Source organism: Nocardiopsis valliformis DSM 45023 (assembly GCF_000340985.1).
In the GTDB taxonomy this organism is placed as follows: Bacteria; Actinomycetota; Actinomycetes; order Streptosporangiales; family Streptosporangiaceae; genus Nocardiopsis; species Nocardiopsis exhalans.
Genome location: NZ_ANAZ01000037.1, coordinates 1 through 14,249 on the forward strand (window position 1 = coordinate 1; position 14,249 = coordinate 14,249).

Here is a 14,249-nt window from a genome sequence, read left to right on the forward strand (position 1 = left end):
CCGGGCGGAAAGCAATCGGGGTGCCCTCCACCCGCTTACGGTTGGGTGAACCCTTACTCCCCAGGTTCCCGGCCTCAAGGTTGGCCTGGCGGGTGGTGTAGGCGTCGGCGACCTTGGCGATCACCCGCACCGCGGGCTGCGCCGAGAGACCGAACTCGGCCTTCAGCTGGTGGTAGACCTTCTCCTGCAGGGCGTACTTGTGCCGGGCCCCGCTGTCCTGGGCCACCTGGGAGGCGTGGTTCGCCGCCCGGTTGCAGGTGTGCAGGGTCGCCTCAAGCACCCTCGCCTGTACCGGCGAGGGCAACAGCTTGACGCGCACGACCACCTTCATGATCGAACACACTAACGACACCACCCCCGCCCGCGGGGCCAAACCACAAAACTCCCCTGAAACCCACTGCCTGCCGCCTGCGCTCATGGTTCAGCGGGCAAGGCGATTCCTCCCGGGCGTGAACGCCCGGGCCTCCTCGCCAACAAGCAGGTGAACATCTATCCCCAGGAGATCGAGGGGTCGCTGGCCCTGCACCCGCGGGTGCTGGACGTGGCGGTGATCGGGGTGCCCGACCCGGAGATGGGCGAGTCCGTCAAGGCGGTCGTGCAGACCCCGGACGGGGTGGTCGGCGACGACGAGCTCGCCGACGAGCTCCAGGCGTACCTGCGCGAGCGCATCGCCGGGTACAAGGTGCCGCGCTCCTTCGACTTCGTCGACGAACTCCCCCGGACCCCCAGCGGCAAGCTGCTCAAACACCAGCTGCGCAGGCGGTACTTCAAGACCGACACCGCTTCCCAATGACACAGCACGCCGTTCCTGTGACCGGCCACACACCTATCTGTCACCCCCACACGAGAAGCAGCCGTATCGCCCTGATCCCCGGCTGTCGCCCCGGCCCACGACTTGGTGGTCGCCCCGCTGGGCGGCAGCGCCGCGCCGGGGCGCTGCCCGGGATCGTCACCGGCTACCCCCTGGCGTCCGGGCTATCATGAGCCCCGTCGTGGCAGGGCTTTCCGGTGTGCGCCGCTTTCCGGCGCGCGACGGTTCGCCCGGCCGCGGAGCCGACCCCCGACGCACCCGAGGTGGACACACCCCCATGACCGACGACGCGACGCCGTCCGCTGCTCCCTCCGCCGCTGCTCCCTCCGGCGGCAAGCCGCAGATCGACACCACCCGGACCCACTCGGCCCGGATCTGGAACTACTGGATGGGCGGCAAGGACAACTACCCGATCGACCGCGCCGCCGGTGACCAGGTGGCCGAGTTCTTCCCCGAGATCGTGGACCTGGCCCGCACCAGCCGCGAGTTCCTGGTCCGCGTGGTGACCCACCTGACCGGGGAGGTCGGCATCCGGCAGTTCCTCGACATCGGCACGGGCATGCCCACCGCCAACAACACCCACGAGGTCGCCCAGTCGATCGCCCCCGAGTCCCGCGTGGTCTACGTGGACAACGACCCACTGGTCCTCACGCACGCCCGGGCGCTCCTGGTCGGCACCCCCGAGGGAGCCACCGACTACGTCGACGCCGACCTGCGCGACCCCGACGCCATCCTGGAGCAAGCCGCCCGGACCCTGGACTTCGATCAGCCGATCGCGCTGATGCTGATGGGGATCCTGGGCCACATCCCCGACGACGAGCTGCAACCGATCGTGAGCCGTCTCGTGGCCGCCCTGCCATCCGGCAGTTATCTGGCGAGCTACGACGGCACCAACACCAGCGAGGCCTACAACCAGGCCATCGAGGTGGGCAACAAGCAGGGCGACGTGCCCTACCTCCTGCGCAGCCCCGAAGCGGTCGCCGCCCGGTTCGAGGGGCTGGAGCTGCTGGAGCCCGGTGTGGTCCCCTGCCCGCTGTGGCGCCCGCACATCGAGGGCGCCCGCAAGGGCCTGGACCAGTACGGCGGGGTGGCCCGCAAGCCGTGAGGAGTACGGGGGCGGGCGAGCACGGGGCAGGCAGGCACGGAGTCGGAGTAGCTCAGGGTTTCCGGGGACGGTCGATCAGTCTCACTGACCGATCGGCCCGGGTCTGGTGGCCGGGGGCCCGGTCGGGGCGATCAGGGCGACGGCCGTGTCGACGAGGGCCTCGGCCCGGTCCGGGGTGAACCTCTCGGGCTCGAAGGGGGACATCAGCATCCACCCGTCGGCGACGGAGGTGAGCTGGTCGGCGAGCAGCTCGGCGGGGATGTCGTCGCGGACGGCGCCTCGCCGCTGTTCGGCGGCGATGATCGCGGTGTAGGCGGTACGGAAACGCGCGTACCGGCGCTCGACGACCTCGGCCAGGTCCGGTTCGAACCGTGCTTGGGCGAGCAGTTGGGACATCACCGGCCAGAACTCCGGGTCGCCGGTGGTACGGGCCAGCCACTCTCCGAGGAGCTCCCTGAGGTCTGCCCCCTCCGACAGGTCCCGGAGCATCGCGTCATAGGTGTCGAAGCAGTCCTCGGCGAGCGCGAGGAGCAGCGCCTTCTTGCTGGCGAAGTAGTAGGTCACCGCGCCGGTCGTGCACCCGGCCCGTTGGGCCACCCTGCGCAGGGACGTACCGGCGTAGCTCTCCCGGGCGAGCACCGATATGGCGGCTCTGAGCAGCTCCGCGCGTCTGGCGGGGTGGTCGCCGGGCGGGCGCCCCCGCCGGGTCGCCGTCACTTCCGTGTCCACACCGTCCACTCGCGGGCCCTCCTCGATCGACGTCCCCAGTCTGCCACATTTTCCATAACGACTGTTGTGTAAATTCTGGGCCTCCCCTATCGTCGCTCCCGCGGCCGCTTGCGGCGGAGCGCGTTCGACCGACTCCGAAGGAGGACCATGGGCACACATCCCACGGGATACACGGCGGTGGACTACGGCGCGGTGACTGTGCTCCATGGCGCCGATCGGGGCACCTACCCGCACGGGAACTCCCTGCTCGTCAAGGGCTCGGATGCGACGCTGGTGGTGGACCCGTCGCTGTCCCTGGTCGAGGGCGCGCCACCCGCGGACCTGGTGCTGGTCAGCCACGCCCACGAGGACCACATCGCCGGGCTGGGCAGCTACGACGTCCCGGTGCACGTGCACGAGGGCGACCTCGAGGCGCTGCGCTCGCCCGAGTCCCTGGTCTCCGGTTTCGGTTTCGCCCCCGAGGACGCCGAGGAGGCCGGGGCGATGCTGCGGGAGCAGTTCCACGTGCGGGGACGCCCGGACGCGCGGGGGTTCGAGGACGGCGCGGTGTTCGACCTGGGCGGGCGCACGGTCACGGTCGTGCACCTGCCCGGTCACACCGCGGGGCACTGCGGCTTCCTCGTCGAGCCGGACGGCTTCCTGTTCGTGGCCGATGTCGACCTGACGTCGTTCGGCCCCTACTACGGGGACGTGGGCAGCAGTCTGGCGGAGTTCGAGGCCTCCATCGGCCGCCTGCGGGAGATCGAGGCGCGCTGGTACGGCACCGCGCACCAGAAGGGCGTGATCGAGGGCGCCGAGGAGTTCCGGAGCCGCCTCGACGCCTACGCCGGGGTGATCCAGCGGCGTGAGGAGACCCTCCTGAAGTTCCTGGACGGGCCGCGGACCGTCGAGGAGATCGTCGAGCACCGGCTGGTCTACCGGCCGCACGTGAGGGGGGCACACGTACGGCCGGTGGAGCGGCGCACGGCCCAGCGGCACCTGGACCGACTGTTGGTCCGGGGCCGCGTCACCGAGGTGGAGCCGGGCCGCTACCGAGCTGTACAGCCGGACTGCTACCGCACCGTGTAGCCGGGTCAGGGGCCTCCCCGGCCGAGCCGGTCCGAGAACTGGCCGACCGCCCAGACGGTGCGCGGCACGGGGCGGAGCGGCATATCCGGTACGGCCACCGGGTGGTCGGCGCGGAGTTCTCCTCGACCCCGGCAGCACCGCCCGGGGCCGCACGCCGGGCTGCTTCGAAGGCGGGCCGCTGGGCACATCTGTGTGAGTACCCGCTCGGCCGCTTCGACGTCTACGACGGACCGGAGCAGATGCGGCTGCTGGCCGACCAGATCGAGTTCCTCACCCACGTCCTGACCCCGTCGACCCCCCCGACGGCTACCCTCCACTGCGGAAGGAACCCCCAGAACATGACCAGTACCTACGACCACGTGATCGTCGGCGCCGGATCCGCGGGCTGTGTGCTCGCGGCGCGGCTGTCGGAGGACCCCGACGTCCAGGTGGCGCTGATCGAGGCGGGCGGCCCCGACGAAGCCCAGGAGATCCACGTCCCCGCGGCCTTCCCTCAGTTGTTCAAGTCCGGACTGGACTGGGACCTGGACTCCGAGCCGGAACCCGGCGCCGACGGGCGGCGTGTCTACCTGCCCCGCGGCCGGGTGTTCGGCGGTTCCAGCTCGATCAACGCGATGATCTACATCCGGGGCGACTGGGCCGACTACGACCGCTGGGCCCGGGACGGGGCCAAGGGCTGGTCGTACACCGACGTCCTGCCGTACTTCCGGCGCGCGGAGGACAACGAGCGCGGTGAGGACGGGTTCCACGGGGTGGGCGGACCGCTGACCGTCAGCGACGGCCGGTCCGGGCACCCGCTGCCCGCGGCCTTCGTCCGGGCCGGCGAGCAGGCCGGGTATCCGGCCAACGACGACTTCAACGGCCGCACCCAGTTCGGGGTAGGTCACTACCAGCTCACCCAGCGCGGCGGCCTGCGGTGCAGCGCTTCCGTGGCCTACCTGCACCCGGCCCTGGAGCGCCCCAACCTCACCGTGTTCCCCTCGGCCACGGCCCACCGCGTGGTGATCGAGAACGGCCGTGCCGTCGGTGTGGAGATGGAGCGGGACGGCACCGTCGAGGTGGTGCGCGCCGAACGCGAGGTGGTCCTGAGCGCGGGCGCCTACGGGTCCCCGAAGCTGCTGATGCTGTCCGGGATCGGTCCCGCGGCCACGCTGGCAGCCCTCGGTATCGACGTGGTGCGCGACCTTCCGGTGGGCCAAGGGCTCCAGGACCACTACATGGCGCTGCTGAACTTCCGCACCGACGTCGAGTCGCCGCTCGCGGCGGTGACCCCGGAGAACGCCGCGCTGCTCCAGAACGAGGGGCGAGGCCCGCTGAGCTCCAACATCGCCGAGACCGGCGGGTTCTTCCGCAGCCGGGACGACCTGGACTCCCCTGACATTCAGTTCCACTCCGCCAACGCCCTGTTCCACCAGGAGGGGTTGGGCCCCGTGACCGAGCACGGTTTCGCCTTCGGGCCGTGTGTACTGGCCCCGACCAGTCGAGGCGCGGTGACACTGCGCTCGGCGAGGCCCGACACCGCGCCTCGGATCGTGCATAACTACCTGACCACCCGGCAGGACCGGGACAGCCTGCTCGCCGGGATCCGGATCGCCCTGGAGATCGCCGCCCAACCGGCCCTGGCCGACCTCGTCACCGGGCCGTTCGGCGACACGCCGACCGGGGGTTTGGACGCTGACCTCCTGGCCTGGGCACGGCGATCCGGCCAGACTCTGTACCACCCAACATCAACCTGTGCCATCGGCGCGGTGGTCGACCCCGAACTGCGCGTTTTCGATGTGGAGGGCCTGCGGGTCGTGGACGCCTCGGTGTTCCCGACCGTGCCGCGGGGCAACACCAACGCGCCCACGATCATGGCAGCGGAGAAGGCGGCCGACCTCGTCAAGGCGAGCGGTGGCCACACTAGGGGCGCGTGAGGAACGCTCACGCGCCCGAAGAACGGAGTACATGTGCAATCCCAGTGGCCAGGGGTCGGTTCCCTTGTGAACAAGTGGCACGCAGCCCGCAGTGCACGCGCCGAGCGTGAAGCCCGGCAGGAGGTCGAGCAGGAGGAGGCCGAGGCCGAACAGGAGACCGAGGACGACGCGCGCGCCGGTGACCTGCTGCGGGTGGTCAGTGACGCGGCCTGGCGTCTGTTGGTCATCGGTGTGCTGGCGGGCCTGCTGGTCTACGCGCTCACCTACCTGTCGGTGGTCACCCTCCCGATGATCATCGCGGTGTTCCTCACCGCCCTGCTGATGCCCCTGGCCAACTGGCTGCGCCGGCCGAACCCGATCAAACGGAGCGGGTTCGGCCGGGGGTCGTCGACGGCGCTCACCCTGCTGATCGCCCTGATCGTCTACAGCGGGGCGGTCACCCTGATCGTGACCCCCGCCGTCGCCAGCTTCGACGACCTCGTGGACAGCGTCAACCGCGCCGTCACCCAGCTCCAGGCCATGGACCTGCCCTTCGGTCTGGACCCGGCGCTGCTCACCGACGCGATCAACAACGCCTGGGGCCAGATCCAATCCCTGATCACCGAGAACAGCAACCAGATCCTCAGCGGTGCGTGGACAGCGACCACCGCCGTGACCCGCGTCGTGCTCGGGATCGTGCTGATCATCGTCTTGACCATCTACTTCGTGCACTCGGGCGACAAACTCATGGACTGGGTCGCCAGCCTGTTCCCGTCCCGTTCCCGCCCGGCCCTGCGCCACTCCACGCAGGTGTCCTACGACGTGATGGGCAACTACATCCGGGGCGTGGCGCTGGTGGGTGTGTTCGACGCGGTGGGTATCGGCATCGTGCTGCTCATCGTCATCGACACCAGCCTGGCCATCCCGTTGATCGTGCTGACGTTCATCGGCGCGTTCCTGCCGATCATCGGGGCTTTCCTGAGCGGGCTCATCGCGGTTCTGGTCGCCCTGGTGACCGAGAACTGGATCATCGCGCTGGTCGTACTCGCCGCGGTGATCCTCGTACAGCAGCTGGAGAGCAACGTGTTCGCGCCGCGCATCTATGGCCGGGCGCTGGAGCTGCCCTCGGCCGTGGTGCTGATCGCCCTCACCATCGGCGGCATCCTCGGCGGCATCGCCGGCCTGTTCCTGGCCACCCCGGTCGCGGCGGTACTGGCCGCGTTGCTGCGCAACCGGCCGGCCGCGCAGCCGAAGCCCGAAGACGAGCACGAAGGCGTCCAGGAGGGCTCGGGCGGCACCCGTGCCGACGGTTGAGACCGGGCCCTCCAGGCGCACGCCCTCACCCGGAATCCGGACGATCCGGATCCGTGGCGGTCTCGTACAGCGTCATTGACCACCTCTTGACCGTAACCGTCACCGACCTTTCCTGTTCCGAGAACCAACAATAATCACTCTCTGTCATTGTGTCTGCCGAAACGAAACGGAGAGTGATTAAATGCCCTATGGGTCAGCTACCGGGTCCGGCGCCACCCTGGCCGTCACCGGCTTCGCCACCGGACACCTGTGGATCATCGCCATCGGTCTGCTGCTCACACTGGCGGGCGCAGCCTGTATCCGGTTCTCCTTCCGCTCCGGAGTGGGGCCGACGCAGTAGTGAGCAACCAACTCGACGAACTTCCACGAGCTCGCTGTGTGCGGCCCGGAGTGGTCGCTGCTCTCGGGGCTCTGGCCCTGTGCGGTTTTCTGTCCTGGGGGACCCTTCACCTCATCGTCATGATCCGCCACGGAGTCGGGGCCGAAGCCAACCTGGGCATGGTCTGGTTGGCGTGCTTCGCGCTCCTGTGGTGGGTGCCCCTGGCCTGGTTCGAACGACCCTTCCGGGCTACCGCGGCCCAGCGGGAAGAACTCGACCAGCTGGTCGTCACCGTGCAGATCCCCGTCTACAACGAGGACCCGCGGGTCCTGGAGATGTGTCTGCGGTCGGCACTCGAACAGAGCCGGAAGGTGGACCGGATCAGGGTCGTCGACGACGGCTCCCACGATCCGGATACCGGGGCGGTGGTCGACTACGCCGAGATCCGCGACGCGTTCCTGGACAGGGCCGCCGAGGCCGGGGTCGGCGCCACGTGGGACCGCACGTCCAACCGGGGCAAGCGGTTCGCGCAGATGTACGTCCTGGCCGACGACGACGCGGACATCTTCGTCACCCTCGACAGTGACTCGGTCATGGACCGGCACGCCGTCCGGGAAGGCTTGGCGCCTTTCGCCGATCCCCGGGTGCGTTCCGTCGCCGGGCACGTCATCGTGCTCAACCGGGACGCCAATCTGCTGACCCGGATGACCGGTCTGCTCTACCTGCCGTTCACACGGGGGCTGCGCAGCGCGCAGTCGGTCATGCGCAGGGTCACCATCAACTCGGGAACGCTGGCCTTCTACCGGGCCCACCTGATCCGGAACACTGCAGGAGTGTACGAGAACGAGAGCTTCATGGGCCGTCCCATGCAGATGAACGACGACTCCATGCTCACCTTCTACGCACTCCTGGAGGGGGACACGGTCCACCAACCGTCGTCGCTGGTCTTCACCCTGGTTCCGGAGCGGGCAGGGCACTACTTCGGCCAGCAGCTGCGCTGGATGCGCGGTACGACCGTGCGACACCTGTGGTGGCTGCGGTACATGCCGGTGCGCGGTGTCGTGTTCTGGGGGACGGTACTGGAGTACCTGCACCTGTTCCTCGGATACGTCATCCCGCTCGTCATCCTCCTGCACCCGGGGTTGAGGGCACAGGCAAGCGACATCGCGCTGGCCGCCCTGATCATCGGAACGGCCGTGAGCTACCTGATCTCGCTTCGTATCTTCACCATCGTGCGGTCGGACGAGACGGTCGCGCAGAGGTTCACCCTGTTCCTGTTCGCGCCGGTAGCGACGGTGTGGCGACTCATCCTGCTGAGACCGCTCTACCTGTACGCGATGCTCACCTGCGGTCGGATCGCGCAGTGGGGGACCCGCGACAAAGTCGAGGTCTCCGTGTAACGGGCACCGAAGAGGCCGAGGGCCTTGTCATACGGAGTGGCAGGGCCCTCGACCTCTCTTCTTCATCAGTCCGCGGGCCGCGGAGGGCGTCCACCACAGTGGTGTCCAGGTGGGTCACGGCCTCCGCGTTGGCCATGGAACGGCGGATCTGCTCAACACCCTCCCCCGCCTCGGGCCCTTACTCCCCTTCGGCTCGGGCACAGGTGCGCACCTGTCGAATCCGGGCCAACATTTGGACACAGCCTGCCCTCGACGGTGCCCTGTCCAGGGAATGCTGTCCGAGCAGGCGGGGATCGGCAAGGGAGCATCGCGGATCAGAAGGAGCGGCGTCCGCCGTTCCGGGCGGCTGATTCCACGGTTCTGTGAGCAGGAGGCGATCCGATGACGGCACCCACACCGCGGGAAGAGACCGCGGCGGGAGACAGCACGTCCACGAAGGGGTTCTCCGTAGCCTCGGTCCCACCCCGTGTGTGGGTGGCGCTGGGCCTGCTGGTCGTCGCGGTCGTCTTCGTGGCCCAGAACCGGGACGTGACCGAGATCCAGCTCCTGTTCATCTCCCTGACGGCGCCGCTGTGGGGCACCCTGGCCGTGTCGGTCTGTGTCGGTCTGGCCATCGGGCTGCTGCTGCGCCCTTCGGAACGCCGCAAGCGCAAGGGCTCGAAGAGGTGACGGTCCTCGCCGGAGAGATTCACCCTCCGACCGGACCGGCGTCGACACGCTGACCGGCTGTCGTCTCCACCACCACGTGGAACTGGGCAGGGATCCGGCCCCGCAGATCCGCCAGGAGATCCTCCGTCGAGGGAGCCGACTCATCGACGAGGACCTCGACGTGCATGGTCCTCGATACCAGCTGCACACTCGTCACCGAGGAGCCCGGCTGTTCGGACAGCCACCGGCCGGCCGCGTCCTCGACCCGGTTGGTCCACACCGTGATCAGCACGGTGGCCGCCGTGTTGGCCGCCAGGGGCACGAACACGGCCGCGAACAACAGCCCCAGGGCCAGGTACGCTCTGCGCGCGACCTGCCTGTTCCGGTGCTCCCGGGGTTTGCCGTAACCGGAAGCGGCGAACACCACCATCCCCGCGAACACCAGCGCGAGCAGGTTGGACAGGAACAGCACGAGCGCCCCCGCTGCCTGCCACAGATCGGCTTCGCCCAGGCACACACCCGCCACCACCAGGGGCGGAACCAACGAGATGGCGATGGCCACGCCGGGAAGCACCGCCGCGACGTCCCGGCGGGCCAGCCCCACGGCCCCTGCGGCGCCGGTCGCCAGTGCGGCGACCAGATCCATGATTCCGGGTGAGGTCCGTCCGGAGATCTGCGCGTTCTGGAGCAGGTCATAGCCGCCCGGCACCACCAGGGAGAACAGCAACCCGACGCCGACCACCAGTAGACAGCCGAGCACGACCGTCCGGACAGCGCCGGTCCGGTCCTGGCGGACGATGTCCAGGGCGATTCCCATGATCGGGGTCGACAGGGGTGCGATGATCATGGCTCCGATCACCGTTGCGGTGGAGTCGGTGAGCACTCCGCCGGCCGCGATGACCGACGACAGGGTCAGCATCGTCCAGAACGCCGATCTCTTGGCCCGGCTGTCGCCCACCGACAGGTCGAGGTCCTGGGCCAGCTCGTCCGGCGTGCGCCGTTGGGAGGCTGGCAGGACACGTTCGAGGAATCCACTGAGCATGGGTCGAGTATCGCCGCGTGCCCCTTCAGTGGGCGTACGACACGGCGCGATCAGCCAGGTGAACCCGGCTGATCGCGTCGGCGACCTGGTCAACACGGTGCGCGGGGATACCGGCGAGGTTGATCCGGCCCGAGGGCAGGCCGTGGACGGCGTGGTCCTCACGCAGCAGACCCATCTGGGTTTCGGTCAGGGGCAGGCGCAGGAACAGGCCGCGCTGGTCGCAGAGCGGCTCGAATTCCGCGGTGCCGGTCCGGTGGGCGAGGGCATCGGCCAGAGCGGTGCGCAGGTCGCTGAGGCGCCCGCGCATGGCGTCGAGTTCGGCGGTCCACCGCATGCGCAGGTCGGGTCCGGTGAGGATCTCGTGGACAATGCGCGCGCCGTGGTCCGGCGGCTGGGAGTAGCCGGCGCGGGCGACGGTCTCCAGGACGCTGTAGGCGTGCGCCCGGCGGGCGGGGTCGTCGGAGATGACGATCGCGCAGCCGGTGCGTTCGTTGTACAGGCCCCAGGCCTTGGAGGCGCTGACCGCGACGACCGCTTCGGGCAGGATTTCGAGCATGCGGCGCATGCCCGCCAGGTCGGCGTCGAGCCCGTCGCCCAGGCCGAAGTACGCCTGGTCGATAAAGGGGACCACCCCGCGCACGGCCATCGCGTGGGCGAGTTCCTCCCAGCGCTGCACGGGCATCGCGGTGCCGGTGGGGTTGTGGCAGCACCCCTGGAGCAGGAGTACGTCGCCGGGGGCGGCGTCGGCGAGCGCCGCGAGGGCGGCATCGGGGTCGGGGCTGCCGTCTGGCAGCAGCATGGGGTACTCGTGTACGCGCAGCCCGGCGGTGCGCAGGATCGTGCGGTGGTTGAGGTAGGCGGGGGTGCCCAGGTGCACGGTCCGGTCGGGCCCGGTCTCGGCGAGGAGTTCGGCCAGCAGCCGCAGCGCCCCGGTTCCGGCGACCGACTGGATCGCGAGCATACGGTCGCGGACCTGTTCGGCAGGGAAGAGCAGTTCGGTGAGCGCGGCGCTGAAGGGGCGGTTGCCCGCCGGGCCCAGGTACTCCTTGGAGGGTGCGCGTTCGGCGAGGCGGCGTTCGGCCTCGGCGACGGCGCCGAAGACCGGGGAGGCGCCGGTGTCGTCCCGGTAGACGCCGACGATGAGGTCCAGGCGCTGCGGGCGCCGGTCCGCGTCGCAGGCGGCGGTGAGCTGCCAGAGGGGGTCGGTGCGCGGGGCGCGCATGGACGGCATCAGCATGAGGGCTCCAGTTCGGGGCGGCGGCCTGCGGTCGGGGTGACGGACGGATCGGGCGGAGATGGCGAGCTCGGTGGGGCGGGCCGGGCGGCCAGGAGGTTGAAGGCGACCACGCCGGTCAGCACCAGCAGCAGGGTGACTGTGGTCGCGACGGTGATCGGCTCGCCGAACAGCGGCACGGCGAGGAGCAGGGTCAGCACCGGGCTGAGCGCGCCCAGGGTGGCGGCGACCGGGCCGCCAAGGCTGCGGATGGCGGTGGCATAGCAGAGGGCGGCGAGCACACCCACGCCGATGCCCTGCACGGCCACGAAGGTCAGGACGTCGCCGAGGGCGGCTCCCCGGACCAGGGACGAGGGGACCAGGCCGAGCAGGATCGGCGCCCCGGACAGCAGAGCGGAGGGGCCGCAGAGCACGATCGCCGCACTGACCGGATCAAGCATGGTCTCGCGCAGCGCCAGGGTGTACACCGACCACACCAGTCCCGCGCAGAGCAGGACCGCGACCCCGGCGACCCGGTCCGGGGAGGTGGCGGCCACCACGGTCACCGCCACGCCCAGGACGATCAGCACCAGCGCGCCCAACTGGGCGGGGCGGGCCCGGGTCCGCCAGAGCCCAAAGGCCAGCACGGTGACGAACAGCGGCACCGTCCCCGGGATCACGATCCCCACCAGCGCGGCGCTGGTCAGGGAGCCGCCCCAGGCGGCGATGAGGAAGTACGGGAGACCGGCGCCGACGCACAACGCCGCCAGGACGCCCCTGCGTTCGTGGCGCACGCGGCGCAGGGCTCGGGGGACCCAGGGGGCGAGGACGATCAGCGGGGTGAGGAAGCGGAGGAAGGCGGTGTCCAGGGCGGTGAGGTCGGAGGCACCGATCCCGCGGATGCTCAGGGCGAACCCGGCCCACAGCACCACGGTCGCCGCCATCGCGGCCAGCCCGACGGCGAGCGAGGGGGTGGTGACGGTCCCGGAAGACGCGCCGGTTGGTCTGCTCATAGGAGCGACGGTACGGAAAACACCGAGGCTGACGATTGCGAATTATTGCTTCTGAAGAAGCGATATTGGCAGAATCTGCCATATGAACACGTTGGATGAGATTGATCTGCGGATTCTGCACGAGCTACAGAGCGACGGGCGGATCAGCAACCAGGAACTGGCCGACCGGGTGGGGCTGTCCCCGTCCCCGTGTCTGCGCCGGGTCCGCCGCCTGGAGCAGTCCGGTGTGGTGGACAAGTACACCGCCGTGGTGGACCCGGCCGCGGTCGGGCTCGACATCACCGCGTTCGTGCGGCTGCGCCTGGACTCGCACGGCACCGGGGTGGTGGAGCGGGTGGAGGAGGCGATCCGTGAGATCCCGGAGGTCACCGAGGCCTACCTGCTCGCGGGCGACCACGACTACCTGCTGAAGGTCGCCGCCGGTTCGTTCGCCGCCTACGAGGAGCTGATGCGCACCAAGCTCCGCGCGATCCCGGCGATCTCCTCGATCGAGACCACCTTCACCATCAGCGTCACCAAACCCACCTCCCCGCTCCCGATCCGCGAGGGCGCGCAGCCGTAGCCTGTCGGCATGGACAAGCGCGAAGGTGTCGGCGTGAGCGTCGACGCGATGCTGGAGGACCTGCGGGTGCTCGTGGAGACCGAGTCCCCTTCACGTGACCTGGCCGCTTTGGAGGGGTCGGCCAAGGCGGTAGCGGCCGTGCTGGAACAGCGGCTGGGCGGGCGGGCGAAACTCGTCGCGAGCCCGGCCGGACCGCACGTGCGTTGGTTGGGCGGGGGCGAGCCCCGGGTACTGGTCCTGGGCCACCACGACACGGTGTTCCCGATCGGCACCCTGGAACGGCGCCCCTTCCGGGTGGCGGACGGGCGCGCCACCGGCCCCGGGGTGTACGACATGCTCGGCGGGCTGGTGCAGGCCGTGCACGGCCTGGCGACCCTGGACGACCTGACCGGGGTGGAGTTCCTGGTGACCGCCGACGAGGAGGTGGGCTCGCGCCACTCGCGCGCGCTGATCGAGGAGCGGGCCCGAGCCTGCGTCGCGGTCCTGGTTTTCGAGGGCGCGGCCGAGGGTGGACACCTGAAGGTCGCCCGCAAGGGCTGCGGAACCTTCGAGGTGACGGTGCACGGCCGGGCCTCGCACGCGGGCCTGGCGCCCGAGGCGGGGGTGAACGCCCTGGTGGAGGCGGCCCGCCAGGTACTGGACATCGCGGCGCTGAGCCGCCCGGAGGTCGGCACGACCGTGACACCGACGGTGGCCGCCGCCGGGACCACGGACAACGTGGTCCCGGCGCAGGCGACCGTCACCGTGGACGTGCGAGTCGCCGACGATACGGAGCGCCTCCGGGTCGAGGAGGCCTTCGCGGCCCTGACCCCGCACCTGGACGGGGCCCGGATCGAGGTGAGTGGTTCGGTGAACCGCCCGCCGATGGCCCCGGAGATGGCTGAGGAACTACTGGCTCACGTCCGAAAGCTGCTGCCCGGCGTCGAAGGTGTGGCGGTCGGTGGCGGCAGCGACGGCAACTTCACCGCGGCGCTGGGGGTGCCTACCCTGGACGGCCTGGGTGCGGTCGGCGGCGGCGCGCACGCCGACCACGAGTACCTAATGGTGGACTCGATGGTCGAGCGCGCGCAGCTAGCCGCCGGCTTGGTGAACGCGATCCGGGGCTGAGCACCTTGAGCAGGAGGGGGGCT

General features: G+C 70.0%; 14 protein-coding genes and 1 pseudogene. 10 read left to right on the top strand and 5 right to left on the bottom strand.

The genetic code is table 11. The features are described from left to right. A pseudogene (locus D457_RS33425) lies at positions 1-331 on the bottom strand (RNA-guided endonuclease TnpB family protein); the annotation flags it as partial. A 150-nt stretch (positions 332-481) separates the two neighbouring features. Here D457_RS33425 and D457_RS33430 point away from each other — a divergent pair. Both D457_RS33430 and D457_RS0126175 read left to right on the top strand, forming a co-directional pair. After that, positions 482-793 carry an AMP-binding enzyme gene (locus D457_RS33430; protein WP_017583641.1) on the top strand — a complete coding sequence of 104 codons (312 nt, stop codon included), beginning with the start codon at positions 482-484 and terminating at the stop codon, positions 791-793. 295 nt (positions 794-1,088) lie between these two features. Further along, positions 1,089-1,916, top strand: a complete 828-nt coding sequence (locus D457_RS0126175; RefSeq protein ID WP_017583642.1) for an SAM-dependent methyltransferase — start codon at positions 1,089-1,091, stop codon at positions 1,914-1,916. A gap of 81 nt (positions 1,917-1,997) precedes the next feature. Here the strand turns inward: D457_RS0126175 and D457_RS0126180 are convergent, their stop codons facing one another. After that, positions 1,998-2,654, bottom strand: coding sequence for a TetR/AcrR family transcriptional regulator (locus D457_RS0126180; RefSeq protein ID WP_017583643.1), 657 nt, complete (start codon positions 2,652-2,654; stop codon positions 1,998-2,000). 138 nt (positions 2,655-2,792) lie between these two features. Between D457_RS0126180 and D457_RS0126185 the strand changes: the two genes are divergently transcribed. The 6 genes from D457_RS0126185 to D457_RS0126210 all read left to right on the top strand — a co-directional run bounded on the left by D457_RS0126185 (position 2,793) and on the right by D457_RS0126210 (position 9,310). Further along, positions 2,793-3,713: an MBL fold metallo-hydrolase gene (locus tag D457_RS0126185; RefSeq protein ID WP_026117050.1), complete on the top strand. Its 921-nt coding sequence runs from the start codon at positions 2,793-2,795 to the stop codon at positions 3,711-3,713. A 101-nt stretch (positions 3,714-3,814) separates the two neighbouring features. Further along, complete coding sequence (locus tag D457_RS0126190; protein WP_017583645.1) at positions 3,815-5,629, top strand: GMC family oxidoreductase; 1,815 nt, start codon at positions 3,815-3,817, stop codon at positions 5,627-5,629. A 66-nt stretch (positions 5,630-5,695) separates the two neighbouring features. Beyond that, on the top strand, positions 5,696-6,922 hold the full coding sequence (locus D457_RS33435) for an AI-2E family transporter (RefSeq protein ID WP_017583646.1): 1,227 nt from the start codon (positions 5,696-5,698) through the stop codon (positions 6,920-6,922). Positions 6,923-7,103: 181 nt separating this feature from the next. After that, positions 7,104-7,262, top strand: a complete 159-nt coding sequence (locus tag D457_RS36545) for a hypothetical protein (protein WP_017583647.1) — start codon at positions 7,104-7,106, stop codon at positions 7,260-7,262. Between the two features lie 119 nt (positions 7,263-7,381). After that, a complete protein-coding gene (locus D457_RS0126205; RefSeq protein WP_239646234.1) occupies positions 7,382-8,641 on the top strand; it encodes a glycosyltransferase family 2 protein in 1,260 nt (419 codons plus the stop codon). A gap of 381 nt (positions 8,642-9,022) precedes the next feature. Beyond that, positions 9,023-9,310 (top strand): LapA family protein, encoded by a 288-nt coding sequence (locus D457_RS0126210; RefSeq protein WP_026117052.1) that lies wholly within the window; start codon positions 9,023-9,025, stop codon positions 9,308-9,310. Positions 9,311-9,329: 19 nt separating this feature from the next. Here the strand turns inward: D457_RS0126210 and D457_RS0126215 are convergent, their stop codons facing one another. Genes D457_RS0126215 through D457_RS0126225 form a run of 3 tightly spaced genes read right to left on the bottom strand, consistent with a single transcriptional unit; the run spans position 9,330 to position 12,557 of the window. Next, the gene (locus D457_RS0126215; protein ID WP_017583650.1) at positions 9,330-10,331 is read right to left on the bottom strand and encodes a TIGR00341 family protein; all 1,002 of its coding nucleotides are present in this window, start codon (positions 10,329-10,331) and stop codon (positions 9,330-9,332) included. A gap of 25 nt (positions 10,332-10,356) precedes the next feature. After that, positions 10,357-11,568, bottom strand: a complete 1,212-nt coding sequence (locus D457_RS0126220; RefSeq protein WP_017583651.1) for an aromatic amino acid transaminase — start codon at positions 11,566-11,568, stop codon at positions 10,357-10,359. Continuing rightward, a complete protein-coding gene (locus D457_RS0126225; protein ID WP_017583652.1) occupies positions 11,562-12,557 on the bottom strand; it encodes a DMT family transporter in 996 nt (331 codons plus the stop codon). The genes D457_RS0126220 and D457_RS0126225 overlap by 7 nt, the downstream gene beginning before the upstream one ends. An 82-nt stretch (positions 12,558-12,639) precedes the next feature. Here D457_RS0126225 and D457_RS0126230 point away from each other — a divergent pair, with 82 nt between their 5' ends. Together D457_RS0126230 and D457_RS0126235 are read left to right on the top strand one after the other, a co-directional pair. Next, on the top strand, positions 12,640-13,119 hold the full coding sequence (locus D457_RS0126230) for an Lrp/AsnC family transcriptional regulator (protein ID WP_017583653.1): 480 nt from the start codon (positions 12,640-12,642) through the stop codon (positions 13,117-13,119). 9 nt (positions 13,120-13,128) lie between these two features. Next, positions 13,129-14,226 (top strand): M20 family metallopeptidase, encoded by a 1,098-nt coding sequence (locus tag D457_RS0126235; RefSeq protein WP_017583654.1) that lies wholly within the window; start codon positions 13,129-13,131, stop codon positions 14,224-14,226. Positions 14,227-14,249 lie beyond the last annotated feature (23 nt).